Source organism: Amycolatopsis lexingtonensis (assembly GCF_014873755.1).
Taxonomy (GTDB): domain Bacteria; phylum Actinomycetota; class Actinomycetes; order Mycobacteriales; family Pseudonocardiaceae; genus Amycolatopsis; species Amycolatopsis lexingtonensis.
The window spans coordinates 10714288-10737921 of the sequence record NZ_JADBEG010000001.1; the positions used below are offsets into that span (position 1 = coordinate 10714288).

Genomic DNA, 23634 nt, shown 5'->3' on the forward strand with positions numbered 1-23634 from the left:
GCCGGGGCCGGGTTCGTGCCCGGCCCCGGCGCGCTCAGCCCAGGATGCTCGTGTAGCCGTTGAGCGCGGGCTGCCCGCCGAGGTGGGCGTAGAGGACCTTCGAGTCTTTGTCGATTTCCCCGCGGCCGACCAGGTCGATGAGGCCCGCCATGGACTTGCCCTCGTACACCGGGTCCGTGATCATCCCCTCCAGCCGGGCGCACGTCTCGATCGCGTCCACAGTGGACTTGTCGGGGATGCCGTAGATCCCCGCGTGGTACCGGTCGTCCAGCTCGACGTCGGCGATCTCGCCGGCGCCGATCAGCTCCGCGGTGTTGCGCGCGATCCGCGTGATCTGCTCGCGCGTCTCGGCCGGCTTCGCGGAGCCGTCGATGCCGAGGATGCGCCGCGGCTTGCCGCTCAGCGCCGTCCCCGCGACCATGCCGCCCTGCGTGCTGCCGGTGACCGAGCAGACGATCACCGTGTCGAAGAAGACGCCGAGCTCTTCTTCCTGCTTTTCCAGCTCGACGATCCAGTTCGCGAAGCCCAGCCCGCCCAGCCGGTGGTCCGACGCGCCCGCCGGGATGGCGTAGGGCTTGCCGCCGCCGGCCTCGATCTCGGCGACCGCGTCTTCCCAGGCCTGCTTGAAGCCGATGCCGAAGCCGGCCCGGACGAGCCGGACGTCCGCGCCGAGGATGCGCGAGAGCTGGATGTTGCCGACCTTGTCGTAGAGCGGGTCGTGCCAGTCGACCCAGCTTTCCTGCACCAGTACGGCCTTGAGCCCGGCCCGCGCCGCGGCGGCCGCGACCTGCCGGGTGTGGTTGGACTGGACGCCGCCGATCGAGACGAGCGTGTCCGCGCCCCGGGCGAGCGCGTCGGCGACCAGGTACTCGAGCTTGCGGGTCTTGTTGCCGCCGTAGGCGAGCCCGGAGTTGACGTCCTCGCGCTTGGCCCACACCTTCGCGCCGCCGAGGTGCTCGGTCAGGCGCTCGAGGGGGTGCACCGGCGACGGGCCGAACAGCAGCGGGTAGCGGGGGAAGTCGGCGAGGGTCATCGGTCCTCCAGGAGGTCGGTCCAGATGGTGGAGATCACGGAGACGGCGGTGGCGGTGTCGCGGGCTTCGAGGGCGTCGATGAGCTTCGTGTGGCGCAGGACCGAGTTCCAGGCCTGTGCCGAGCTGAACCGGGCGTGCTCCAGCCGGCGCAGCAGGGGCGTGTAGCGGTCGAGGGTCGCGGCCACGGCGGCGTTGCCGGCCAGGCGGACGGGGATGTCGTGCAGTTCGTCGTCCGCCTTCACGGCGGCGGCGATGTCGCCGGCTTCGATGGCCTTCGCGAACCGGTCGTTGGCCGCGCGCATCTCGGCGACGTCGGCCGGACGGCACCTCGTGGCGGCCTCCCGGACGGCGAACTCGTGCAGCACGCGCACGATCTGGCGGGCGTCGATGACGTCGCGGGACATGACGTCGGAGACGCGGGTGTAGCTCTGCGGCTTGGAGTCGACGAGCCCGTCGTCGGCCAGCCGCCGGAGTGCTTCCCGGACGGGTGCTTTCGAGAGGCCGAGCTGCTCGGCGAGGTCGCCGTCGCGCAGGGGGGTGCCGGGCGGCAGGGTGCCGTCGACGATGGCCTGGCGGATGCGGTCGTACGCCTCGTCTCGCAGCAGCGGGCGACTGACCTTCGAGAGACTCACATCTAACATGTTAGATGTCGGCAAGCCCGTCCGGCAAGGAGCCAGGCGGGTGGGAGGTCAGTAAACGGGGCCGGTGTACTTTTCCCCAGGACCCTGGCCCGGGGGATCGGGCACGACCGAAGCCTCGCGGAAGGCCTTCTGGAGCGACTGGAGACCGTCGCGCAACGGGCCGGCGTGCAGGCCCAGGTACTCGGCGGACGCGGTCACCAGCCCGGCGAGCGCGGTGATCAGCCGGCGGGCCTCGTCGAGGTCGCGGTGCGGGGAGGTCTCCGGGTCGGCGTCGGCGAGACCGAGCCGCTCGGCGCCGGCCGACAGCAGCATCACGGCCGCGCGGCTGATCACCTCCACGCTCGGGATCTCCTCGAGCTGCCGGGTGGAATAGGGGGGCTGTTCGGGGGGTTGTTCTGACACGTCTGGTACCCTTCCACGAGCGACCAGCCCTCGAGCGATCGGGGGCGGCAAGTGGAGCCCCGCTCCCACCCGCGTCACCGTACAGGTGGCCGGGTCCGGTCTCGCCCGGACGTCAAGTCCAGGGTGAAGAAGTGTCCTCCGGGGCACGATCGGAAACAGAGTGGGCCCCGCGCACCGACAGGTGACGGGGCCTTCGCTATGTGGGCACCAGGTCGAAACGAGAACAGGAAACATTCCTCGGACCAAGGAGGCCCCATCAGCTCCGAGACACGCATCAACGACCGAATCCGGGTGCCGGAGGTCCGACTCGTCGGGCCCGCCGGTGAACAGGTCGGCATCGTCCGGATCGAGGATGCGCTGCGCCTGGCGCAGGAGAACGATCTCGACCTCGTCGAGGTCGCGCCGCAGGCCCGCCCGCCGGTGTGCAAGCTCATGGACTTCGGCAAGTTCAAGTACGAGAGCGCGCAGAAGGCCCGCGAATCGCGGCGCAACCAGCAGCTGACCGTCATCAAGGAACAGAAGCTGCGCCCCAAGATCGACCAGCACGACTACGAGACCAAGAAGGGTCACGTGTCGCGCTTCCTGGCGGCGGGCAACAAGGTCAAGGTCACGATCATGTTCCGCGGTCGCGAGCAGTCCCGGCCGGAGCTCGGCTACCGGCTGCTGCAGAAGCTCGCCGAAGACGTCACGGAGCTCGGCTTCGTCGAGTCGTCGGCCAAGCAGGACGGTCGCAACATGATCATGGTGCTGGCCCCGCACAAGAACGTGAAGCCGAAGGCGAAGGCGGAGGCGGCCCCCGAGCCGACCCCCGACGCGTAGGCGCCGACCAGCACGAGTCAGCGGCTCACCGGAATCTCCGGTGAGCCGCCGCACGAAAGAGGACTGAAATGCCGAAGATGAAGACCCACAGCGGGACGTCCAAGCGGATCCGCGTCACGGGCACCGGCAAGCTGCGCCGCCAGAAGGCCGGCCGCCGCCACCTGATGGAGAAGAAGTCGAACCGCCTCACCCGCCGTCTCGAGGGCACGACCGAGCTGGCGAAGACCGAGGCCGGCCGCGTCAAGCGCCTGCTCGGCATCTGATCCCGCAGAACTTGCTGTAACCACCCGGGGCGTCCCCCTTCGCCCCCTGAGATCGACAGGATGGACCCGTGGCACGCGTCAAGCGGGCGGTCAACGCCCAGAAGAAGCGTCGCGCAACTCTCGAACTGGCCAGCGGCTACCGCGGCCAGCGTTCGCGGCTGTACCGCAAGGCCAAGGAGCAGACGCTTCACTCGCTCAACTACGCCTACCGGGACCGCCGTGCCCGCAAGGGTGACTTCCGCCAGCTGTGGATCACCCGCATCAACGCGGCCGCCCGCGCCAACGGCGTGACCTACAACCGGTTCATCCAGGGCATCAAGGCCGCGGGTGTCGAGGTCGACCGCAAGATCCTCGCGGACCTCGCCGTCAACGACGCCGCCGCCTTCACCGCGCTGGCCGAGCTCGCCAAGGCCAACGTGAACACCGAAGCGAAGTCGGCCTGACCGGCAGCTTTCCCCGGCCCGGGGCGGATCCGTTCACCGAACGGACCCCCCGGGTCGTTGCTGCGCGCAAGCTGACGCGGCGCGCGGAACGCGACAAGACCGGCCGGTTCCTGGCCGAAGGCGCCAACGCCGTCGAGGCCGCGCTGGCCGGCGGCACGGTGCACGAGCTGTTCGTCACCGCCCGCGCCGCGGAGCAGCACGCGAACCTGGTCGACGCCGCCCGCGCGGCCGGCGTTCCGGTCTCGCCGATCACCGACCGCGCCGCCGACGGGCTGTCGGAAACCGTGACGCCCCAAGGCATCGTGGCCGTCTGCGCGCTGCTCGACCGCCCGCTCGAAGCGGCCGTGACACCGGGCGCCCGGCTCGTCGTGGTGCTCGTCGACGTCGCCGACCCCGGCAACGCGGGCACGGTGATCCGCGTCGCCGACGCCGCGGGCGCCGACGCCGTGGTCCTGGCCGGCGACACCGTCGACCCGCACAACGGCAAGTGCGTCCGCGCCGCCGCCGGCAGCCTCTTCCACCTGCCGATCACGCGGGTCCGGGACGTCCCCGCCGCGCTGGCGGCCTGCTCGGCCGCGGGCCTGCGGACGTTCGCCGCCCACGGCTACGCCGACGCCGAACTCGATCGGGTGGATCTCACCGCCCCGACCGCGTGGGTCTTCGGGAACGAGGCCCACGGCCTGCCCGCCGACGTCCTCGACCGGACGGACCTCGCGGTCCGGATCCCGCTGTACGGCAAGGCGGAAAGTCTCAACCTCGCCACCGCCGCGGCGGTCTGCGTCTACACGAGTGCGCTGGCGGCCCACCGCTAGGCTCTCCCGGACCAGAACTTCCCGGGGGGATCCATGGGCAAGCTCGCCCGTTCGTACGCCTTGTTCACCGCTTCGCTGCGGGTGCTGCGCGCCCACAAGGGGCTGGCCTGGTTCACGGTGCTGGCCGGCGTCGCCGGGCTGTTCGTCGCCGGGGTGTTCCTGACCCCGGCGTTCTTCCTGTCCCACGTCGAGATCACCGACGGCGGCCGCCCCACGGCCGGGTCGTGGGTGCTGCTCGCCGCCTTCTACGTCGCTTCGGCGTTCGTCGCGATCTTCTTCAACGCGGCGCTGATCTCCCAGGCCGACGTCGCGCTCCGCGGCGGCGTCCCGGCGGTCGGCGCGGGCCTGGCCGCGGCCGCACGCCGGTGGCCGGCACTGCTCGGCTGGGCCGCCGTCTCCGCGACGGTCAGCCTGGTCCTGCGGGCGATCGAGGAGCGGCTCGGCTTCCTCGGCCAGTTCATCGCGGGGCTGATCGGCCTGGCCTGGCGGCTCACGACGTTCCTCGTGCTGCCCGTCGTCGTGCTCGAAGGCGCGGGCGTGAAGGCGGGCGTCCGGCGGTCGGTGGAGCTGTTCCGCCGGACCTGGGGCGAGAACGCCGCCGGCGGCATCGGGATCGGCCTGATCGGCTTCGTGCTCAGTCTGGCCGGCTACGCCGTGCTGGTGCTCGCCGGCTTCCTGCTCGGCGGCGGCGCGGCCACCCTGTTCGTCTGCCTCGGCCTCGCACTCGCCTGGTCGTTGCTGGTGGCCGTCTTCACCGCGACTTTGTCCGGCATCTACCAGACCGCGCTGTACCGCTACGCCGCCGAGGGCGTGGTGGCCGGCGAGTTCGCGGAGGCCGGCTTCGCCGGGGTTTTCCACGCGCGTTGAGCGCGGACCCGCACGGCCCCGGGGCGACCGGGGACGCGCGGACCCGATCCCATAGACTTTTCCCACCTTTGACCTCTCGTGCGCCGCGTGTCCGGCGGCGCCCGAACGACCAGTCCCAGCGGACGCCGAGGAGTTATGTCCGGAGCCAAGGAAAAGGAAGCCCAGGGCGCGGTACTGGCCCCCGAGACGCTGCAGGAGGCGGTCAAGGCCGCCGAAGCGGCGTTCGCCGCCGCGACCGGGCTCGAGGCGCTGGCCGAGGTCAAGCCGGCGCACCTCGGTGACCAGGCCCCGGTGGGCCTGGCCCGCCGCGAGATCGGCGCACTGCCCAAGCAGGAGAAGGCCGAGGCGGGCAAGCGCGTCAACGAGGCTCGCCAAGCCGTCCAGGCGGCCTTCGACGCCCGCCGCGCCGAGCTCCAGGTGGAGCGCGACGAGCGTGTCCTGCGCGAAGAGGCCGTCGACGTGACCCTGCCGTGGGACCGCGTCCCGCGCGGCGCCCGCCACCCGATCAGCACCATCTCCGAGCGCGTCGCGGACGCGTTCGTCGCGATGGGCTACGAGGTCGCCGAGGGCCCGGAGCTCGAAGCCGAGTGGTTCAACTTCGACGCCCTGAACTTCGGCAAGGACCACCCGGCCCGCCAGCTGCAGGACACGTTCTACGTCGGCGAAGAGGACTCCGGCCTGGTGCTGCGCACGCACACCTCGCCGGTGCAGGCCCGCACGCTGCTGCACCGCGATCTGCCGGTGTACGTCGTGTGCCCGGGCCGGACGTACCGGACCGACGAGCTCGACTCGACGCACACCCCGGTGTTCACCCAGGTCGAAGGCCTCGCGGTGGACAAGGGCATCACCATGGCGCACCTCAAGGGCACCCTGGACGCCTTCGCCCGCGCGATGTTCGGCGAGAGCTCCAAGACCCGCCTGCGCCCGCACTTCTTCCCGTTCACCGAGCCGTCCGCCGAGGTCGACGTCTGGTTCGAGGAGAAGAAGGGCGGCCCCGGCTGGGTCGAGTGGGGTGGCTGCGGCATGGTCAACCCGAACGTGCTGCGCGCCTGCGGCGTCGACCCCGACGTGTACTCGGGCTTCGCCTTCGGCATGGGCATCGAGCGCACCCTGCAGTTCCGCAACGGGATCCCGGACATGCGCGACATGGTGGAGGGCGACGTCCGCTTCACCCTTCCCTTCGGAACGGAGGCGTAGTGCGAGTCCCAGTCAGCTGGCTGACCGAACACCTCGATCTCGCTGAGGAGGTCACCCCGCAGGACCTGGCCGACGCCTTCGTGCGCATCGGGGTCGAGGTCGACGACCTGAGCGAGCTCGGGCCCGTCACCGGACCGCTGGTCGTCGGCCGGGTGGCCGAGATCGAAGAGCTCACCGAGTTCAAGAAGCCGGTCCGGTTCTGCCGCGTCGACGTCGGCGAGCCCGCCGACGAAGCCGAAGAGCTGGACGACGAGGACGAAGACGAGGACGACGAAGCCGGCGAGTTCGACGAGGGCCCGCACGGCATCAAGACCCGCGGCATCATCTGCGGCGCGCGCAACTTCACCGAGGGCGACCTGGTCGTCGTCGCGCTGCCCGGCGCCGTCCTGCCCGGCGACTTCGAAATCGCCTCCCGCAAGACCTACGGCCGCATCAGCGACGGCATGATCTGCTCGGCCCGCGAGCTCGGCCTCGGCGACGACCACACCGGCATCCTCGTGCTGCCCTCGGGAACGGCGAGCCCGGGCGACGACGCCCAGGAGCTCCTCGGCCTGAACGACACGGTCATCGAGCTGGCCCCGACCCCGGACCGCGGCTACGCGCTGTCGATCCGCGGCCTGGCGCGCGAGCTGTCGAACGCGCTGGACGTCCCCTTCGGCGACCCGGCACTGCTCGAGGTCCCGGCGGCCGAGGGCGACGCCTGGCCGGTCCACGTCGAGGACCCGGAAGGCTGCCCGCGGTTCGTGCTGCGCCGCGTCACCGGCCTCGACGCGACCGCGCCGACCCCGTGGTGGATGCGCCGGCGGCTGATGCTGGCCGGCATCCGCTCCATTTCGCTGGCCGTCGACGTCACGAACTACGTGATGCTCGAGCTCGGCCACCCGCTGCACGCGTTCGCCACCAAGGCCATCCAGGGCGACCTGGTGGTCCGGCGCGCCAAGGCGGGCGAGAAGCTGACCACGCTGGACGACGTCGAGCGCGCGCTGGACCCGGACGACATCGTCATCGCCGACGACAGCGGTGTCATCTCGCTGGCGGGCACGATGGGCGGCGCGAGCACCGAGATCACGACGGAGAGCACCGACGTCCTGCTCGAAGCGGCGCACTGGAACCCGGCCGCGATCAGCCGCACCGCGCGTAGGCACAAGCTGTTCTCCGAGGCCGCCAAGCGCTTCGAGCGGTTCACCGACCCGCAGCTGTGCCCGGCCGCCGTCGAGCTGGCTGCCCGCCTGCTGCGCCAGTACGGCGACGCCTCGATCCGCCCCGGCCGCACCGACGAGGGCTCGATCGAGCCGAACCCGCCGGTCGTCATGCCGATCAACCTGCCCGACAAGGTCGCGGGCGTGAACTACCAGCGCGGCGTCACGGTTCGCAGGCTCACCCAGATCGGCTGCAAGGTCTCGGTGAGCACGGGCGACGACGGCACCGGCCTGGTCACGGCGATCCCCCCGAGCTGGCGCGGCGACCTGCGCCAGCCCGCCGACCTCGTCGAAGAGGTGCTGCGGCTGGAGGGCTACGACAGCATCCCGTCGACGCTGCCTGCCGCTCCCGCGGGCCGCGGCCTGACCGACGCCCAGCGTCGCGTCCGGGGCGTTTCCCGTGCCCTGGCCGAGGCGGGGTACATCGAGGTGCGTCCGTTCCCGTTCGTCAGCGACACGGTGTGGGACGCCTTCGGCCTGCCGGCGGACGACGTCCGCCGCAACGCCGTCGTGGTCCGCAACCCGCTGGAGGCCGACCGCAACCGGCTGGCCACCACGCTGCTGCCCGGCCTGCTGGACACGCTGCAGCGCAACGTGTCCCGCGGGATGAAGGACGTCTCGCTGTACCACATCGGCCAGGTCGTGCTGCCCGCGCCGAACCCGCTGAAGGTCCCGGCCCTCGGCGTCGACCAGCGCCCGTCCGACGAGGAGCTGGCGCTCCTCGAAGCGGCGGTCCCGCAGCAGCCCCTGCACGTGGCGGTCGTCCTGTCGGGCAACCGCCGCCGCGCGGGCTGGTGGGGCGGCGGCGAGCCGGCGAACTGGGCCGACGCGGTCCAGGCCGCCCGCACGATCGCGGAGGCCGCCGGCGTCGAACTCACGGTGCAGGCGACGGACCTGCCGCCGTGGCACCCGGGCCGCTGCGCTCAGCTCCGCGTCGGCGACTGGCCGGTCGGCCACGCCGGCGAGCTGCACCCCAAGGTGGTCGAGGCCCTCGGCCTGCCGCCGCGGACGGTCGCGATGGAGCTGGACCTGGACGCGATCCCGCTGCCGGACTCCCGTCCCGCCCCGAGCGTGTCGGGTTACCCGCCGGTGCTGCTCGACGTCGCACTGGTGGCGTCGGCCGAGGTTCCGTCGGCCGACCTCGCGGCGGTGCTGCGCGAGGGAGCGGGCGAGCTGCTCGAGGACATCACGCTGTTCGACGTGTACGCGGGCGAGCAGGTGGGCGAGGGCAAGCGTTCCCTGGCCTACAAGCTCCGCTTCCGGGCGGCCGACCGCACCCTGACGGTCGACGAGGCCACCAAGGCCCGCGACGCGGCGGTGGCCGCGGCAGGCGAGCGCTTCGAGGCGGCCCTGCGCGCCTGACGGAACGCAGGACGCTGAAGGAGAAGGGCCGGGCGACCGGCCCTTCTTCGCGTTCCGGCCCGTCAGCCGATGTGCTTGAGCGCCTCCCTCCGCGACAGCCCGGACAACCCCGGGTGATCGTCCACGAAGGACCGCACCCAGTCCGGCGCCGTCTTCGCGTACTCCCGCAGGGCCCAGCCGATTCCTTTGCGCAGGAAGAACTCCGGCTCGGCGATCGCCGGTTCGATCGCGCGGGTGAGCAGGTCCGGGTCGGTGTCCTCCTTGGCGCCGACCTGGCAGATGATCGCCGTCCGCCGGCGCCACAGGTCGGCGTCGGCCGCCCAGCTCAGCATCACCGGTGTCACCCGGGCGCGGTCGGCGCGGAGGATCGGCCCGACCCGCCGGATCGCGAGCTCGTCCACGTAATCCCACCAGGCCCCGCTCACGATCATTTCCTCGTACATCGGGAGCAGCTCCGCGTCCTGCCACCCGCGGTACACCCGATAGCCGGAAAGATCGATGGCCGCGTAGCGCTCTTCGCGGAATTCGGCGGTCCGCCACAACTCCAGGACGGTCGCTGAATATGTCACCCGATCGGGCAATATGTGGTCGGCCAGTACCCGCTTGAGCAGCACGCTGCGCTGTGGTTTCGCCACTCCGCGGAACGGCATCGCCGACTTCATGTACGCCTGCATCGCCGGCGCTTTCGCCGGGTCGGCCAGCTCCGCCAGCCCGGTGCGGATCGCCTTGACCAGCCGATCGTCCACGTTCATCCGTCCTCCCCCCACCCTCCGGCGACCCGCAGCGTACTTCCGGGCACCGACAGTTCCGTGGCTCGACGGCGGCCGCAGGTACCGACGAAAGGCGGATGGCGGAAGTCGCGCCGGTCGGCGAGATTGTCCAGGGTTGCCGGTAGTTTCGTCGAAATACGGCGAACTCTGTCGAATGCGGACGAAAAGGACGACTGTGAAAAGAATCGTTGCCGCCGTCGCCGCCGCGGGGCTCGCGGCCGGGCTGATGGCCGCCGCGCCCGCCGCCTCGGCGGATCCCGGGGTGCAGTTCACCCCCGCGCCGATCGCCTGGGGGCCCTGCGCGTCGGCGGGTCTCAAGGCCAACGGCGCCGAGTGCGGCTTCCTCGAGGTGCCGATGGACTACGCGAAGCCGGGCGGGGCGAAGGTCTCCGTCGCGGTGTCGCGGATCAAGCACAAGACCGCGCAGTCCCAGGGCATCATGCTGGTGAACCCGGGCGGCCCGGGCGGCTCCGGCCTCGGTCTCTCGGTGCTTGGCAAGTACGTGCCGAACCACGCGGGTGACAACTACGACTGGATCGGCTTCGACCCGCGGGGCGTCGGGTCCAGCAAGCCGTCGATCAGCTGCGACGGGAACTACTTCAGCTACAACCGGCCGGCGTACGTGCCGACCACGCCGCAGCTGGAGAAGACGTGGCTCGCCCGCTCGAAGGGGTACGCCGACGCGTGCCGCAAGAACGGCGAGATCCTCGACCACATCAAGACGACCGACGTCGCGCAGGACATGGACAGCCTGCGCAAGGCGCTGGGCGAGAAGCAGATCAACTACTACGGCTTCTCCTACGGCACCTACCTCGGTCAGGTCTACAGCACGCTGTACCCGAAGAACGTCCGCCGGATGGTGCTCGACGGCAACGTCGACCCGCGGAAGGTCTGGTACGAGGCCAACCTCGACCAGGACGTCGCCTTCGACAAGAACATCAAGATCTACTTCGACTGGCTGGCGTCCTACGACAACGTCTACCACCTCGGCAAGACCGGTGGCGCGGTCGAGAAGCTGTGGTACGACACCCAGCGCAAGCTCGCCAAGAACCCGGCGGGCGGGGTCATCGGCGGCGACGAGTGGACCGACGTCTTCCTGCAGGCCGGCTACTACGTCTTCGGCTGGGTCGACATGGCCAAGGCCTTCGACGGCTACGTGCACAAGGGTGACTGGCAGACGCTCAAGGCGCTCTACGACGACTCGAACCCGCCGGGCGACGACAACGGGTTCGCCGTCTACCTCGGCGTGCAGTGCACCGACGTGCAGTGGCCGACCAACTGGAACAAGTGGCGCGCCGACAACTGGATCACCTACTTCAAGGCCCCGTTCGAGACCTGGGGCAACGCCTGGTTCAACGCGCCCTGCGTGTACTGGCCGGCGAAGGCGGGCAAGCCGGTGAACATCGACGGCCGCAACGTGGCCGGTGCGCTGCTCATCAGCGAAGAGCTCGACGCCGCCACGCCGTACACCGGCAGCCTCGAGGTCCGCAAGCGGTTCCCGAACTCGAGCCTGATCAGCGCGCCGGGCGGCACCACGCACGCCGGTTCGCTGTCCGGGGTGTCCTGTGTGGACGACAAGATCGCCGACTACCTGGCCACCGGCGCCCTGCCGAAGCGCCAGCCCGGCAACCACTCGGACGTCCAGTGCAGCCCGGTGCCACCGCCGGTGCCCGACGGCGCCGCGGCGCAGAAGTCGGACGAGTCCGCGAAGGCCGCCCAGGAGAAGCAGAGCACGCTGGCCCAGCTGCTGCACTTCTGAGCGCAGGTTCCACCCGGTGCCCCGGTCCGGCTCGTCCGGACCGGGGCACCGTCTTGTCCGCCGGTGTCTCATCGTCGCCTCCTCGTGACGCGGTGTGGTCGTCGGGGACGTTAGGGGAGGGGTCCGACAATTTCGGAGCGAAGTCGGCCGTGAGCAGCGCGTGGCCGAAAATTGTCGGGGGTGCGCGCTAGCTTCGGGGCATGTCGATCACCGAAGAGCGCCGGACCGAGATCCGGGCACAGGAAACCACCTACCACATCGTGGTCGCGACCAGGACGGACCTCGACCGCGCCGAACCGACCCCCAAGGTCATGATCACGCTCGAAGCCGGCGGCCCCGGCGGCGAGCCGATCGCCGAGGGCAGCCTCGACCTGGACGTCGCGGTGGCGGCCACGGTCGCCGACCTGGTCGCGGACGAATTGCTCTCCGCGACCGGGGCGGCCCGGCCGACCCGGCGAAGATCCGCCGGCCGCCCCGCCCAGCAAGGCCGCCCGTGGAACGACGAGATGGACGCGGAGCTGGAGAGCCGCTGGATCGCGGGCGAGAGCGTCGCCGAAATCGCGGCATCGTTCGAGCGCACCCCCGGCGGCATCCGCGCCCGCCTGCCCCGCGTCGGCTGCGACCCGGAGAACCCGGGCTGCTACCTCCCCGTGCCGCCGAGCAGGCGCACGGACCTGGGCGGAGGTGAGCCGAGCTGACCAGCGGCGGCCGGCCGGTCCACCGTGGGCCGACCGGCCGCGCCCGGTGCCCGGATCTTCCTCACGAACGGAGTCGTCCCGATGAGCTTTGACCTCGCCGTGTGGCCCGAACCCACGGTTATCACGGTGGCGGAAGCCGCACGCAAGCACGAGGAACTCTGCGAACTCCAACCCGGCGCGGTGCCGGAGGGAACGAGAGCCTTCGCGTTCCACCACGAACTGACCGCGCGCTATCCGAGCCTGCGCGACGTGCCCGTGGAAGAGCTCGAAAACAGTCCGTGGAACGGAGACCCGGTCGTCCTCGGCGAGGCGGTACTCATCACGATGAGCTGGTCCGCCGGCGACGGGGCCATCGCCTTCATCCGGGAGCTCGCCGAGCACCATGAGCTGGTTCTCTTCGACCCCCAGGGCCCCGCGGTGTACTCCCCGCCCAGCCTGCGCCGGACCTCGATGTCCGTGCTGACGGCCTGCGACGGAACGCGGGTCGAAAATCCGGACGCGGCGCGGATCGAAGCAGTGCTGGAGCGGCTGTCGGAAAAGAACTGGTTCGCGGTGCTCGAGCGAGGAGACCACTACATCCAGGTCGGAATGGGTGAACGGGCGGGCACCCGGTCACCCTGGCTCGCGATGGAACACCGCGAAGGGCTGCCAGACCGGCACTTCCGCGTGCAGGTCGCGGATCGGGCGCGGGTGGTCCGGGCCTTCACCGGCTTCGCCGCGGACGAGGGCGGCTGGCGGGAGGGGTTCGACTGGCGGCGTGTGGAGTACTGACGAGTCGCCGGCGAAACCACAGCAGGGAGGAAGTGTGCCCCGGTCAACTCCGTGCGCCGGAAGCGGCCGCGCTGGCGCGGTCTGCGAGCACCCTCAGGTGCGCCACCAGTTCCGGTGGCTCCTCGACGGTGAACGCACAACTGAGCCCCAGCAACCGGAACGCGAGCCAATCCAACGTGTCCGCGTGACTCCGCCACCGGCACCGGCCGTCCCCGAGGTCGGTCAGCTCGCCGGCCGCCACCCCGAGCCGCCCGGCGATCCGCGTCGCCGGTTCGGCGAGAACGGCCACCGCGCGGTACGTCGGCGCGAGGTCGTAGAGCCGGTCGAGGACGTAGGCCGCCAGGTCCGCCGCGGGTGGCCGGCGCGGGGTGACGCGGCCGCCGGTCGCCTGGGCGTCGCGGACGCGGTCGGCGCGGAAGACGCGCCAGTCCGCCCGGTCGAGGTCGTAGGCGACCAGGTACCACCGGCGCCCCGCGGCGACCAGTCGGAGCGGCTCGGCCCGGCGCCGGGTCTCCGCGCCGTCGTTCGCCCGGTACCGGAAGCGGACGGTCTCGTGGTTGGTGATCGCGCTGGCGAACACCGTCAGCTGCGCCGGGTCGACGACCGGCCCGGTGGCCGCCACGGCGACCGTCGCCGTGCCGATCGTGGCCACCCGGCGGCGCAGCCGCGCGGGCAGCACCTGCTCCAGCTTCGCCAGTGCCCGCACCGACGCTTCCTCGATCCCGGAAACGGACTGCCCCGCGGCGGTCCGCAGTCCCACGGCGATCGCGACGGCTTCGTCGTCGTCGAGCACCAGTGGCGGCATCGCGGTGCCGGCGACCAGCCGGTACCCGCCCGTCACGCCGCGGCTGGCCTCGACCGGGTAACCCAGTTCGCGCAGCCGGTCGATGTCGCGGCGGATGGTGCGCGGGCTGACCCCGAGCCGGTCGGCCAGTTCGCTGCCCGGCCACTCGCGCGGCGTCTGGAGCAGCGAAAGCAGGCCGAGCAGCCGGGCCGGGGTGTCCGTCATGCGCTCAGCATCCCAAGGTGGCGGGCACCACTTCCCGGTAAACCTGTTTGTTTAGCCTTGCAAGGGCGTGCATAATCATGCGTATGACGGTGAACATCGCGGTGGCCGGAGCCAGCGGGTACGCGGGCGGCGAACTGCTGCGCCTGCTGCTGACCCATCCCGAGGTCGAGATCGGCGCGCTCACGGCCGCCAGCAGCGCCGGCACCAGACTCGGCGTCCACCAGCCCCACCTCGTCCCCTTGGCTGACCGCCTCCTCGCCGAAACGACGCCGGAAAACCTCGCCGGTCACGACGTCGTCTTCCTGGCGCTGCCCCACGGGCACTCCGCCGAGATCGCGGCGCAGCTCGGCCCGGACGTCCTGGTCGTCGACCTCGGTGCCGACCACCGCCTGGCCGACCCGGCCGACTGGCAGCGCTGGTACGGCGGCGAGCACGCCGGCCAGTGGCCGTACGGCCTGCCGGAACTGCCCGGCGCCCGCGAGCGGCTCACCGGCACCAAGCGCGTCGCCGTGCCCGGCTGCTTCCCGACCGGCGGGTCGCTGGCCCTCGCGCCCGCGTTGACCGCCGGGCTGATCGAGCCGGACGTCACGGTCGTCGCGGTCACCGGCACCTCCGGCGCGGGCAAGAGCCTCAAGCCGAACCTGCTCGGCTCCGAGGTGATGGGCTCGGCGAGCGCGTATGGCGTCGGCGGCGCCCACCGCCACACCCCGGAGTTCGCGCAGAACCTCTCGGCCGTCGCGGGGGAGCGGGTCACCGTGTCCTTCACCCCGGTCCTCGCGCCGATGCCCCGGGGCATCCTCACCACGGCGAGCGCGCCGCTGAAGGGTGACGTCGACGAAGCGGCCGTCCGCGAGGCCTACGAGAAGGCCTACGACGCCGAGCCGTTCGTCCAGCTGCTGCCCGCCGGCGCCTGGCCGACGACCGCGTCGACGCTGGGCTCGAACAACGTCCAGCTGCAGGTCACGGTCGACACCGGCGCCCGGCGCCTGGTCGTCGTCGCCGCGATCGACAACCTGACCAAGGGCACCGCCGGCGGTGCCGTCCAGTCGATGAACCTGGCCCTCGGCCTCCCGGAAACCACCGGGCTTCCCACCGTAGGAGTGGCACCGTGACCGTCACCGGCCCCCAGGGCTTCCGCGCCGCCGGCGTCGCCGCCGGGATCAAGGCTTCCGGCGCGCTCGACCTCACGCTGGTCGTCAACGACGGCCCGCTGGACGTCGCGGCCGGCGTGTTCACCCGCAACGTCATCAAGGCCGCGCCGGTGCTGTGGTCGCAGGAGGTGCTCAAGCAGCAGCGGCTCAAGGCCGTCGTCCTCAACTCGGGGGGAGCCAACGCGGCCACCGGCCCCGGCGGCTTCCAGGACACCCACGCCACCGCCGAAAAGGTCGCCGAAGTCCTGCAGGCGGGGGCCATCGAGGTCGCCGTCTGCTCCACCGGCCTGATCGGCGAACGGCTGCCGATGCCCGCGGTCCTCTCCGGCGTGGAGTCCGCCTTCAAGGCACTCGACGCGAGTGCCGAGGCGAGCCTGAACGCGGCCACCGGTGTGATGACCACCGACACGAAACCGAAGCAGGCCTTCGCGAAGCACGACGGCGGCTGGAGTGTCGGCGGCTTCGCCAAGGGCGCGGGCATGCTCGCGCCGAACCTCGCCACCATGCTCTCGGTCCTGACCACCGACGCCGTGGTGGACAAGGAAACCCTCGACCGGGCGCTGCGCGCGGCGACCCGCGTGACCTTCGACCGGCTCGACGTCGACGGCGGCACGTCCACCAACGACACCGTGCTGGTCCTGGCCTCCGGCGCGAGCGGCGTCGAGCCCACCGAACTGGAACTCACCGAGCTGCTCACCAAGGTCAGCCTCGACCTCGTGCTGCAGCTGCGCGCGGATTCCGAAGGTGCCACGAAGGACGTCAACATCACCGTCCAGGGTGCCGACTCCGAGACCGACGCGATCGCGGTCGCCCGCACGATCGCCGAGGACAACCTGGTCAAGACCGCGCTCTTCGGCTCCGACCCCAACTGGGGCCGGATCGCCATGGCGCTCGGCCGGGTCCCGGCCCGGATCGACCCGGAAACGGTGTCGATCACGATCAACGGCGTCACCCTGTTCGCCCAGGGCATGCCGGCCGCCGACCGGACCGCGGCGGACCTCACCGCGCGGGAGATCGAAATCGTCGTCGACCTCGGGGTCGGCACCGAAGCGGCCACCGTCTACACCACGGATCTTTCCCACGGTTACGTCGAAGAGAACAGCGCGTACTCCTCATGAACCAGGAGGCTCTGATTTCCGCGGACGAAAGACTCGCGACGGCGGCCGAAAAGGCCGGGGTCCTCATCGAAGCACTGCCCTGGCTGCAGCGCTTCCACGGCGCCACCGTGGTGGTGAAGTACGGCGGCAACGCCATGATCGACGACGAGCTGAAGGCGGCGTTCGCCGAGGACATGGTGTTCCTCCGGCTGGCCGGCCTGCGCCCGGTGGTCGTGCACGGCGGCGGCCCGCAGATCACCGCGATGCTCAAGCGCCTCGGCGTCGAAGGCGAGTTCAAGGGCGGCCTGCGGGTCACCACCCCGGAAACGATGGACATCGTCCGGATGGTGCTCACCGGCCAGGTCAGCCGCGAGCTCGTCGGCCTGATCAACGCGCACGGGCCGTACGCGGTCGGCATCTCCGGCGAAGACGCGCGGCTGTTCACCGCCGAGCGCAAACAGGCCACTGTGGACGGTGAGCAGGTCGACATCGGGCTCGTCGGCGAGGTCGCCGAGGTCAACCCGGACGCGGTGCTCGACATCGTCAACGCCGGGCGCATCCCGGTCGTCTCCACCGTCGCCCCGGACGTCGAGGGCGTCGTGCACAACGTCAACGCCGACACCGCGGCGGGCGCGCTCGCGGCGGCGCTGGGCGCCGAGAAGCTCGTCGTGCTCACCGACGTCGAAGGCTTGTACGCGAACTGGCCCGACCGGTCGTCGCTGATCGACCGCATCCGCGCCGACCACCTCGAGACCATGCTGCCCGGCCTGGCCAGCGGCATGATCCCGAAGATGGAGGCGTGCGTGCGCGCCATCCGCGGCGGCGTGCGCCGGGCGCACGTGATCGACGGCCGCCTCGCCCATTCGGTGCTGCTGGAGGTTTTCACCTCCCGCGGCATCGGCACCATGGTCTTCCCCGAAACGGAGCTCCCGTGACCGACCTCAAGTCCAATGTGGAGGGCCGGCAGCACTGGCAGTCCGCCCTGATGGACAACTACGGCACCCCGGCGCTGACGCTCGTCCGCGGCCAAGGCGCGAAGGTGTGGGACGCCGACGGCAAGGAGTACGTCGACCTGCTCGGCGGCATCGCCGTCAACGCACTGGGCCACGCCCACCCGGCGGTCGTCGAAGCCGTCACCGCGCAGATCAAGCAGCTCGGCCACACGTCGAACCTGTACGTCAACCCGGTCACCGTCGAACTCGCCGAGGCGCTGCTCGACGTCGCAGGCCTCGCCGGCAACGGCCGGGTGCTGTTCGTCAACTCCGGCGCCGAGGCCAACGAAGCCGCGCTGAAGATCAGCCGGCTGACCGGGCGCACCAAGGTGATCGCGGCCGAGGGCGCGTTCCACGGCCGGACCATGGGCGCGCTGACGCTCACCGGCCAGCCCGGCAAGCGCGACCCCTTCAAGCCGCTGGTGCCCGGGGTGGAGCACGTGCCGTACGGGGACGTCGCGGCGCTCAAGGCGGCGGTGGACACCGACACCGCGGCGGTCTTCCTGGAGCCGGTGCTGGGCGAGGCCGGGGTCATCCCGGCGCCCGACGGCTACCTGCAGGCCGCCCGTGAGATCACCAAGGCCACCGGCACGCTGCTGGTGCTCGACGAGGTGCAGACCGGCATCGGCCGGCTCGGCACCTGGTTCGGCTACCAGCAGGCGGGCATCGTCCCGGACGTGATCACCCTGGCCAAGGGGCTCGGCGGCGGGCTGCCGCTGGGCGCGGTCATCGGCGTCGGCGCGGCGGGCGACCTGCTCAAGCCGGGCCACCACGGCACGACTTTCGGCGGCAACCCGGTGTGCTGCGCGGCCGGCCTGGCCGTGCTGAAGACCATCGCCGCGGACGGCCTCCTCGACCACGTCTCCGCGCTGGGCAAGGACATCGCCGCTGGTGTCGAGGCACTGGGCCACCCGCTGGTCGCCGGGGTGCGCGGGGCCGGCCTGCTGCTCGGCATCGCGCTGAAGCAGCCCGTTTCGGCGGCGGTCGCGAAGGCCGTCCAGGACGCCGGTTACCTCGTCAACCCGATCGCCCCGGAGACCATCCGGCTCGCGCCGCCGCTCGTGCTCGACGGCGAGCAGGTCGAAGGCTTCCTCGCCGCACTCCCGAACGCGCTCGACTCCACCACGAAGGACTCCGACTGATGCTCCGCCACTTCCTCCGCGACGACGACGTCAGTCCCGCCGAGCAGAAGGCCATCCTCGACCTCGCCGACGCGCTGAAGGCCGACCCGCTGGGGAACAAGATCCTGGCCGGCAAGTCGATCACGGCGATCTTCGAGAAGAACTCGACCCGCACCCGGTTCTCGTTCGAGGTCGGCATCAGCCAGCTCGGCGGGCACCCGGTGATCGTCGACGGCCGCTCGATGCAGCTCGGCCGCGAAGAGACCATCGAAGACACCTCGCGCGTGCTGTCCCGCTACGTCGACGGGATCGTGTGGCGGACCTTCGCCCAGAAGCGCATCGAGGCGATGGCGTCGGCGGCGTCGATCCCGGTGGTCAACGCGCTCACCGACGAGTTCCACCCGTGCCAGGCGCTCACCGACCTGATGACCATCCGGGAGCGCAAGGGGAAGCTCGCCGGGCTGACCCTCGTCTACCTCGGTGACGGTGCCAACAACATGGCGCACTCACTGCTGCTCGCCGGCGTCACCGCCGGGATGCACGTCCGCGTGGTGTCGCCGCTCGGCTTCCAGCCCGACCAGCAGGTCATGCTCGACGCCAAGAAGCGCGGCGAGGAGACCGGCGGCACGGCCACCGTCTTCACCGACCCGTACGAGGCGGTCGGCGGCGCGGACGTGCTCGTCACCGACACGTGGACGTCGATGGGGCAGGAGAACGACGGCCTCGACCGGGTGGGCCCGTTCCGCGCGCTCCAGGTCAACGCCGAGCTGCTGAAGAAGGCGGCGGACGACGCGATCGTGCTGCACTGCCTGCCCGCGCACCGCGGCTGGGAGATCACCGACGAGGTGATCGACGGCCCGGCCAGCGCGGTGTGGGACGAGGCCGAGAACCGCCTGCACGCCCAGAAGGCCCTGCTGGTCTGGCTCTTCGAAGAGAGCCGACGATGACCAGCAGCCGGGTGGGGCGGCAGGCGCGGATCACCGAACTGGTGTCGACCATGACCATCCGCAGCCAGACCGAGCTGGCCAAGCTGCTGGCCGCCGAAGGCATCGAGGTCACGCAGGCGACGCTGTCGCGCGATCTCGACGAGCTCGGCGCGGTCAAGCTGCGCGGTCCGGATTCGGGGGCGCCGGTCTACGTGATCCCCGAGGACGGCAGCCCGGTCCGCGGGGTGCAGGGCGGGACGTCGCGGCTCTCCCGGCTGCTGGCCGAGCTGATGGTCTCGGCGGACTCGTCCGGCAACCTGATGGTGCTGCGGACGCCGCCGGGCGCGGCGCAGTTCCTCGCCAGCGCGATCGACCGGGCGGCCCTGGAAGAGGTCGTCGGCTCGATCGCGGGTGACGACACCGTCGCCGTGATCGCCCGGGAACCCCTGACCGGAAAGGGACTGGCGGAGCGCTTCGCCGCCCTCGCCCAGCGATCGGCACACGACCACGGAGACGAAGGACCACCATGAGCACGATCGGCGACATCTTCCCGGCCGAGGGCGAGTTCCTCGCGCCGGACGAGGTCGTCGTCACCTTCGACCGCGGGGTCCCGGTGGCGATCGACGGCGAGACCGTTTCGGTCGCCGAAGCGCGCCGGATGCTGAGTGCGCGCGGCGAAGCGCAGAGAATCGGGCGCGGCGAAGCGTGCGCCGCACTCGAACGGCGGACCGGCCGCGGATATGCCAGTGTCCGCCTGGTCCTGTACGACGGCCGGATCACGGTCGCCTGAACACACGAACACCGAGGAGAAACGAGAACAGTGAGCGGGAACGAGCAGCCGGTCCAGCTGTGGGGCGGCCGGTTCGCCAGCGGTCCGGCGGAGGCCATGGCCGCGCTGAGCGCGTCGACGCACTTCGACTGGCGGCTGGCGCCCTACGACATCGCCGGCTCCCGCGCGCACGCCCGCGTGCTGCGCAAGGCGGGCCTGCTCACCGACGACGAGCTGACGGGCATGCTGACCGCGCTGGACGCGCTGGCCAAGGACGTCGCGTCGGGTGCGTTCACCCCGACGATCGCGGACGAGGACGTGCACACGGCCCTCGAACGCGGCCTGCTCGAGCGGGCGGGCACCGAGCTCGGCGGCAAGCTGCGGGCCGGCCGGTCGCGCAACGACCAGGTGGCCACGCTCTTCCGGATGTGGCTGCGCGACGCCGCCCGCCGGGTCGTCGCGGGCACCCTGGAAGTCATCGACGCGTTGGTGTCGCAGGCGAAGCGGCACCCGGACGCGATCCTGCCCGGCCGCACGCACCTGCAGCACGCCCAGCCGGTGCTGCTCGCGCACCACCTCATGGCCCACGGCCAGGCCCTGCTCCGCGACGTCTCACGGCTGCAGGACTGGGACGCCCGCACGGCCGAGTCGCCGTACGGCTCGGGTGCCCTCGCTGGCTCGTCGCTGGGTCTCGACCCGGAGGCCGTCGCCGCGGAGCTGGGCTTCGCGACCAGCGTCGAGAACTCGATCGACGGCACCGCTTCGCGGGACTTCGTCGCCGAATTCGCCTTCGCCGTCGCCATGCTCTCGGTGAACCTGTCCCGGATCGCCGAAGAGGTGATCATCTGGAACACGGCCGAGTTCGGCTACGTCACGTTGGACGACGCCTGGGCCACCGGCAGCTCGATCATGCCGCAGAAGAAGAACCCGGACGTCGCCGAGCTGACCCGCGGCAAGGCGGGCCGGCTGATCGGCAACCTCACCGGCCTGCTGGCCACGCTGAAGGCGCAGCCGCTGGCCTACAACCGCGACCTGCAGGAGGACAAGGAGCCGGTGTTCGACTCGGTCGAGCAGCTCGAACTCCTGTTCCCGGCGATCGCGGGCATGCTCGCCACCCTGACGTTCCACACCGACCGGCTCGCCGAGCTCGCTCCAGCAGGGTTCACGCTGGCCACCGACATCGCCGAGTGGCTGGTGCGCCAGGGCGTGCCCTTTCGCGTCGCGCACGAAGCGGCGGGCGAAAGCGTTCGCGTCGCCGAGTCCCGCGGCGTCGGCTTGGCCGAGCTGACCGACGAGGAGTTCGAGAAGATCAACCCGGCGCTCACCCCCGAGGTGCGCGCGGTCCTCACCGTCGAAGGCTCGGTGAAGTCCCGCAACGCCCGGGGCGGCACGGCGCCGGAACGCGTGGCCGAGCAGCGTGCCCGGCTGGAGGAACGCGTCACCGCGGCCCGTCAGTGGCTCGGCTGACCCGCTGGTTAGGCTCGGCCGGGTCACCGGGACGAGGGGAGTGGTGTTGAGCGACCGGCTGTTCACGCGCGAGGAGCTGGCACTCGACCCGGTCGACCTGGCCCGGCTGCTGCTCGGCTCGGTCCTGGAAGCCGACGGTCCCGATGGCACCGTCGGCGTCCGGCTGGTCGAGGTCGAGGCCTACCGCGGCGAGGACGACCCGGCGTCGCACTGCTACCGCGGCCGGACCCCGCGCAACGCCGTGATGTGGGGTCCCGCGGGTCACCTGTACGTGTACTTCGTCTACGGGATGCACTTCTGCGCGAACATCGTCGGTTCCCACGACGGCGTGGCGGGCGCGGTGCTGCTGCGGGCCGGCGAGGTCGTCACCGGCCTCGACGTGGTCCGCAAGCGGCGCCCGGCCGCGCGGGGGACCGGCGAACTGGCCAAGGGCCCGGCCATCCTGACGTCGGTGCTTCGCGTCGACCGCGAGCAGAACGGCGCCGACCTGACCGATCCGGCGTCGCCGGTCCGGCTGTACGCGGGCGAGCGGGTGCCGGACGAGCTGATCCGTACCGGTCCCCGCGTCGGCGTCGCGATGGCGATGGAGACGCCGTGGCGGTTCTGGGTCGACGGCTCGCCCGCCGTGTCGACCTACCGCCGCGGCGGGAAGCGCCGGGTCCGACCCGCCAGTTAGTCGGTTGACCAGGTGCGGGAGGATCTACAGGCGTGAGCGAACACATCCTCGACGAGCTGTCCTGGCGCGGCCTGATCGCGCAGTCCACCGACATCGACGCCCTCCGGCGCGAGCTCGACCAGGGTCCCGTCACGCTCTATTGCGGCTTCGACCCGACCGCGCCCAGCCTGCACGCCGGCAACCTGGTCCCGCTGCTCATGCTCAAGCGCTTCCAGCGCGCGGGGCACCGGCCCATCGTGCTGGCCGGCGGCGCGACCGGGATGATCGGCGACCCGCGCGACACCGGTGAGCGCACGCTGAACACCCTCGACGTCGTCGCCGAGTGGGCCGGGCGCATCCGCGGCCAGCTCGAGCGGTTCGTCGACTTCGACGACTCGCCGACCGGCGCGATCGTCGAAAACAACCTGAACTGGACCGGGCAGCAGAGCGCACTGGAGTTCCTGCGCGACGTCGGGAAGCACTTCTCGATCAACGTCATGCTCAACCGGGAGACGGTGAAGCGGCGGCTCGAGGGCGACGGCATGTCGTACACCGAGTTCAGCTACCTGCTCCTGCAGTCGCAGGACTACCTGCAGCTGCACCGCCAGTACGGTTGCAAGCTGCAGGTCGGCGGGTCCGACCAGTGGGGCAACCTCGTCGGCGGGGTCGACCTGATCCGCCGGACCGACGGGGCGAGCGCGCACGCGCTGACCGCGCCGCTGGTCACCGACGCCGAGGGCCGCAAGTTCGGCAAGTCCACCGGCGGCGGGAACCTCTGGCTCGACCCGGAGATGACCTCGCCGTACGCCTGGTACCAGTACTTCGTCAACGTGGGTGACGCCGACGTCATCCGCTACCTGCGGATGTTCACCTTCCTCGACCGGGAGGAGATCGCCGCGCTGGCCGAGGACACCGAACAGCGCCCCCACCTGCGCGCCGCGCAGAAGCGGCTGGCGGAGGAGTTCACCGTCCTCGTGCACGGCGAGGAACAGACCCGGCAGGTCATCAACGCCAGCCAGGCCCTGTTCGGCCGCGGCGAGCTCGGTGACCTGGACGTCCGCACCCTCGACGCCGCGATGGCCGAGGTGCCGAACGGCAAGGTCGACCCGTCGGGTGAGCCGACGATCGTCGACCTGCTGCTCGCCGGCGGCCTGGTCGACAGCAAGGGTGCCGCGCGCCGCACGGTCAAGGAGGGCGGCGCGTACGTCAACAACGAGAAGATCGCGGACGAGGAGTGGAAGCCGTCGGCGGCCGACGCCCTCCACGGCAAGTGGCTCGTGGTCCGCAAGGGCCGGCGCAACGTCGCCGGCGTCGCCCTTGGCGGCTGATCGGCCTCCGGTGGCCCGAAACAGGGCCCTGAACTGCGGGAACGCGGTTAAGGTACCCCCCTGTTTCGGGCCCCTGGAGGGGG

Annotated in this window: 25 protein-coding genes; 20 read left to right on the forward strand and 5 right to left on the reverse strand. The window is 71.3% G+C overall.

What is annotated here, in order from left to right; genetic code table 11:
• Window positions 1–34 precede the first annotated feature (34 nt).
• The 3 genes from H4696_RS49515 to H4696_RS49525 all read right to left on the reverse strand — a co-directional run bounded on the left by H4696_RS49515 (window position 35) and on the right by H4696_RS49525 (window position 1986).
• On the reverse strand, window positions 35–1033 hold the full coding sequence (locus H4696_RS49515; RefSeq protein WP_086864194.1) for a 1-aminocyclopropane-1-carboxylate deaminase: 999 nt from the start codon (window positions 1031–1033) through the stop codon (window positions 35–37).
• Window positions 1030–1635 carry a GntR family transcriptional regulator gene (locus H4696_RS49520; protein ID WP_086864197.1) on the reverse strand — a complete coding sequence of 202 codons (606 nt, stop codon included), beginning with the start codon at window positions 1633–1635 and terminating at the stop codon, window positions 1030–1032. The genes H4696_RS49515 and H4696_RS49520 overlap by 4 nt, the downstream gene beginning before the upstream one ends.
• Window positions 1636–1722: 87 nt before the next feature.
• On the reverse strand, window positions 1723–1986 hold the full coding sequence (locus H4696_RS49525; protein ID WP_439386147.1) for a DUF1844 domain-containing protein: 264 nt from the start codon (window positions 1984–1986) through the stop codon (window positions 1723–1725).
• A 288-nt stretch (window positions 1987–2274) separates the two neighbouring features.
• Between H4696_RS49525 and infC the strand changes: the two genes are divergently transcribed.
• The 7 genes from infC (at window position 2275) to pheT (ending at window position 9038) form a co-directional block, all read left to right on the forward strand.
• On the forward strand, window positions 2275–2895 hold the full coding sequence (infC, locus tag H4696_RS49530; RefSeq protein WP_086856944.1) for a translation initiation factor IF-3: 621 nt from the start codon (window positions 2275–2277) through the stop codon (window positions 2893–2895).
• Window positions 2896–2963: 68 nt separating this feature from the next.
• Window positions 2964–3158: a 50S ribosomal protein L35 gene (rpmI, locus tag H4696_RS49535; protein ID WP_086672342.1), complete on the forward strand. Its 195-nt coding sequence runs from the start codon at window positions 2964–2966 to the stop codon at window positions 3156–3158.
• Between the two features lie 68 nt (window positions 3159–3226).
• Entirely contained in the window at window positions 3227–3601 is a 375-nt protein-coding gene (gene rplT / locus H4696_RS49540; RefSeq protein ID WP_086672344.1) for a 50S ribosomal protein L20, read from the forward strand.
• On the forward strand, window positions 3598–4413 hold the full coding sequence (locus H4696_RS49545) for a TrmH family RNA methyltransferase (RefSeq protein ID WP_264086447.1): 816 nt from the start codon (window positions 3598–3600) through the stop codon (window positions 4411–4413). The genes rplT and H4696_RS49545 overlap by 4 nt, the downstream gene beginning before the upstream one ends.
• A gap of 33 nt (window positions 4414–4446) precedes the next feature.
• Window positions 4447–5280 carry a DUF6159 family protein gene (locus H4696_RS49550; protein WP_086856943.1) on the forward strand — a complete coding sequence of 278 codons (834 nt, stop codon included), beginning with the start codon at window positions 4447–4449 and terminating at the stop codon, window positions 5278–5280.
• 135 nt (window positions 5281–5415) lie between these two features.
• Entirely contained in the window at window positions 5416–6477 is a 1062-nt protein-coding gene (pheS, locus tag H4696_RS49555) for a phenylalanine--tRNA ligase subunit alpha (RefSeq protein WP_086856942.1), read from the forward strand.
• Window positions 6477–9038, forward strand: a complete 2562-nt coding sequence (gene pheT / locus H4696_RS49560) for a phenylalanine--tRNA ligase subunit beta (RefSeq protein ID WP_086856941.1) — start codon at window positions 6477–6479, stop codon at window positions 9036–9038. Before pheS ends, pheT begins: the two co-directional genes overlap by 1 nt.
• 62 nt (window positions 9039–9100) lie before the next feature.
• Here the strand turns inward: pheT and H4696_RS49565 are convergent, their stop codons facing one another.
• Window positions 9101–9790: a DNA alkylation repair protein gene (locus H4696_RS49565; RefSeq protein WP_086856940.1), complete on the reverse strand. Its 690-nt coding sequence runs from the start codon at window positions 9788–9790 to the stop codon at window positions 9101–9103.
• A gap of 193 nt (window positions 9791–9983) precedes the next feature.
• On the opposite strand from H4696_RS49565, the gene H4696_RS49570 reads away from it, so the two are divergent.
• The 3 genes from H4696_RS49570 (at window position 9984) to H4696_RS49580 (ending at window position 13036) form a co-directional block, all read left to right on the forward strand.
• Window positions 9984–11567: an alpha/beta hydrolase gene (locus tag H4696_RS49570; RefSeq protein WP_086856939.1), complete on the forward strand. Its 1584-nt coding sequence runs from the start codon at window positions 9984–9986 to the stop codon at window positions 11565–11567.
• Between the two features lie 200 nt (window positions 11568–11767).
• Entirely contained in the window at window positions 11768–12265 is a 498-nt protein-coding gene (locus H4696_RS49575; protein WP_086856938.1) for a helix-turn-helix domain containing protein, read from the forward strand.
• 24 nt (window positions 12266–12289) lie between these two features.
• The gene (locus H4696_RS49580) at window positions 12290–13036 is read left to right on the forward strand and encodes a hypothetical protein (RefSeq protein ID WP_086856937.1); all 747 of its coding nucleotides are present in this window, start codon (window positions 12290–12292) and stop codon (window positions 13034–13036) included.
• A 43-nt stretch (window positions 13037–13079) separates the two neighbouring features.
• Here the strand turns inward: H4696_RS49580 and H4696_RS49585 are convergent, their stop codons facing one another.
• A complete protein-coding gene (locus H4696_RS49585; protein ID WP_086856936.1) occupies window positions 13080–14045 on the reverse strand; it encodes a helix-turn-helix transcriptional regulator in 966 nt (321 codons plus the stop codon).
• Window positions 14046–14128: 83 nt separating this feature from the next.
• Between H4696_RS49585 and argC the strand changes: the two genes are divergently transcribed.
• Genes argC through tyrS form a run of 10 tightly spaced genes read left to right on the forward strand, consistent with a single transcriptional unit; the run spans window position 14129 to window position 23551 of the window.
• A complete protein-coding gene (gene argC, locus H4696_RS49590) occupies window positions 14129–15157 on the forward strand; it encodes an N-acetyl-gamma-glutamyl-phosphate reductase (protein WP_086856935.1) in 1029 nt (342 codons plus the stop codon).
• Window positions 15154–16314 (forward strand): bifunctional glutamate N-acetyltransferase/amino-acid acetyltransferase ArgJ, encoded by a 1161-nt coding sequence (gene argJ / locus H4696_RS49595; RefSeq protein ID WP_086856934.1) that lies wholly within the window; start codon window positions 15154–15156, stop codon window positions 16312–16314. The genes argC and argJ overlap by 4 nt, the downstream gene beginning before the upstream one ends.
• Window positions 16311–17228, forward strand: a complete 918-nt coding sequence (gene argB, locus H4696_RS49600; RefSeq protein WP_086856933.1) for an acetylglutamate kinase — start codon at window positions 16311–16313, stop codon at window positions 17226–17228. Before argJ ends, argB begins: the two co-directional genes overlap by 4 nt.
• On the forward strand, window positions 17225–18427 hold the full coding sequence (locus H4696_RS49605; RefSeq protein WP_086856932.1) for an acetylornithine transaminase: 1203 nt from the start codon (window positions 17225–17227) through the stop codon (window positions 18425–18427). Before argB ends, H4696_RS49605 begins: the two co-directional genes overlap by 4 nt.
• Window positions 18427–19353: an ornithine carbamoyltransferase gene (gene argF / locus H4696_RS49610; RefSeq protein WP_086856931.1), complete on the forward strand. Its 927-nt coding sequence runs from the start codon at window positions 18427–18429 to the stop codon at window positions 19351–19353. Before H4696_RS49605 ends, argF begins: the two co-directional genes overlap by 1 nt.
• Window positions 19350–19862, forward strand: a complete 513-nt coding sequence (locus H4696_RS49615) for an arginine repressor (protein WP_086856930.1) — start codon at window positions 19350–19352, stop codon at window positions 19860–19862. Before argF ends, H4696_RS49615 begins: the two co-directional genes overlap by 4 nt.
• Entirely contained in the window at window positions 19859–20122 is a 264-nt protein-coding gene (locus tag H4696_RS49620) for an argininosuccinate synthase (protein WP_225956039.1), read from the forward strand. The genes H4696_RS49615 and H4696_RS49620 overlap by 4 nt, the downstream gene beginning before the upstream one ends.
• 30 nt (window positions 20123–20152) lie before the next feature.
• Window positions 20153–21568, forward strand: coding sequence for an argininosuccinate lyase (gene argH / locus H4696_RS49625; RefSeq protein ID WP_086856929.1), 1416 nt, complete (start codon window positions 20153–20155; stop codon window positions 21566–21568).
• Window positions 21569–21614: 46 nt separating this feature from the next.
• The gene (locus tag H4696_RS49630) at window positions 21615–22244 is read left to right on the forward strand and encodes a DNA-3-methyladenine glycosylase (RefSeq protein ID WP_169734841.1); all 630 of its coding nucleotides are present in this window, start codon (window positions 21615–21617) and stop codon (window positions 22242–22244) included.
• Window positions 22245–22276: 32 nt separating this feature from the next.
• Window positions 22277–23551 (forward strand): tyrosine--tRNA ligase, encoded by a 1275-nt coding sequence (gene tyrS / locus H4696_RS49635; protein WP_086856927.1) that lies wholly within the window; start codon window positions 22277–22279, stop codon window positions 23549–23551.
• Window positions 23552–23634: the final 83 nt, after the last annotated feature.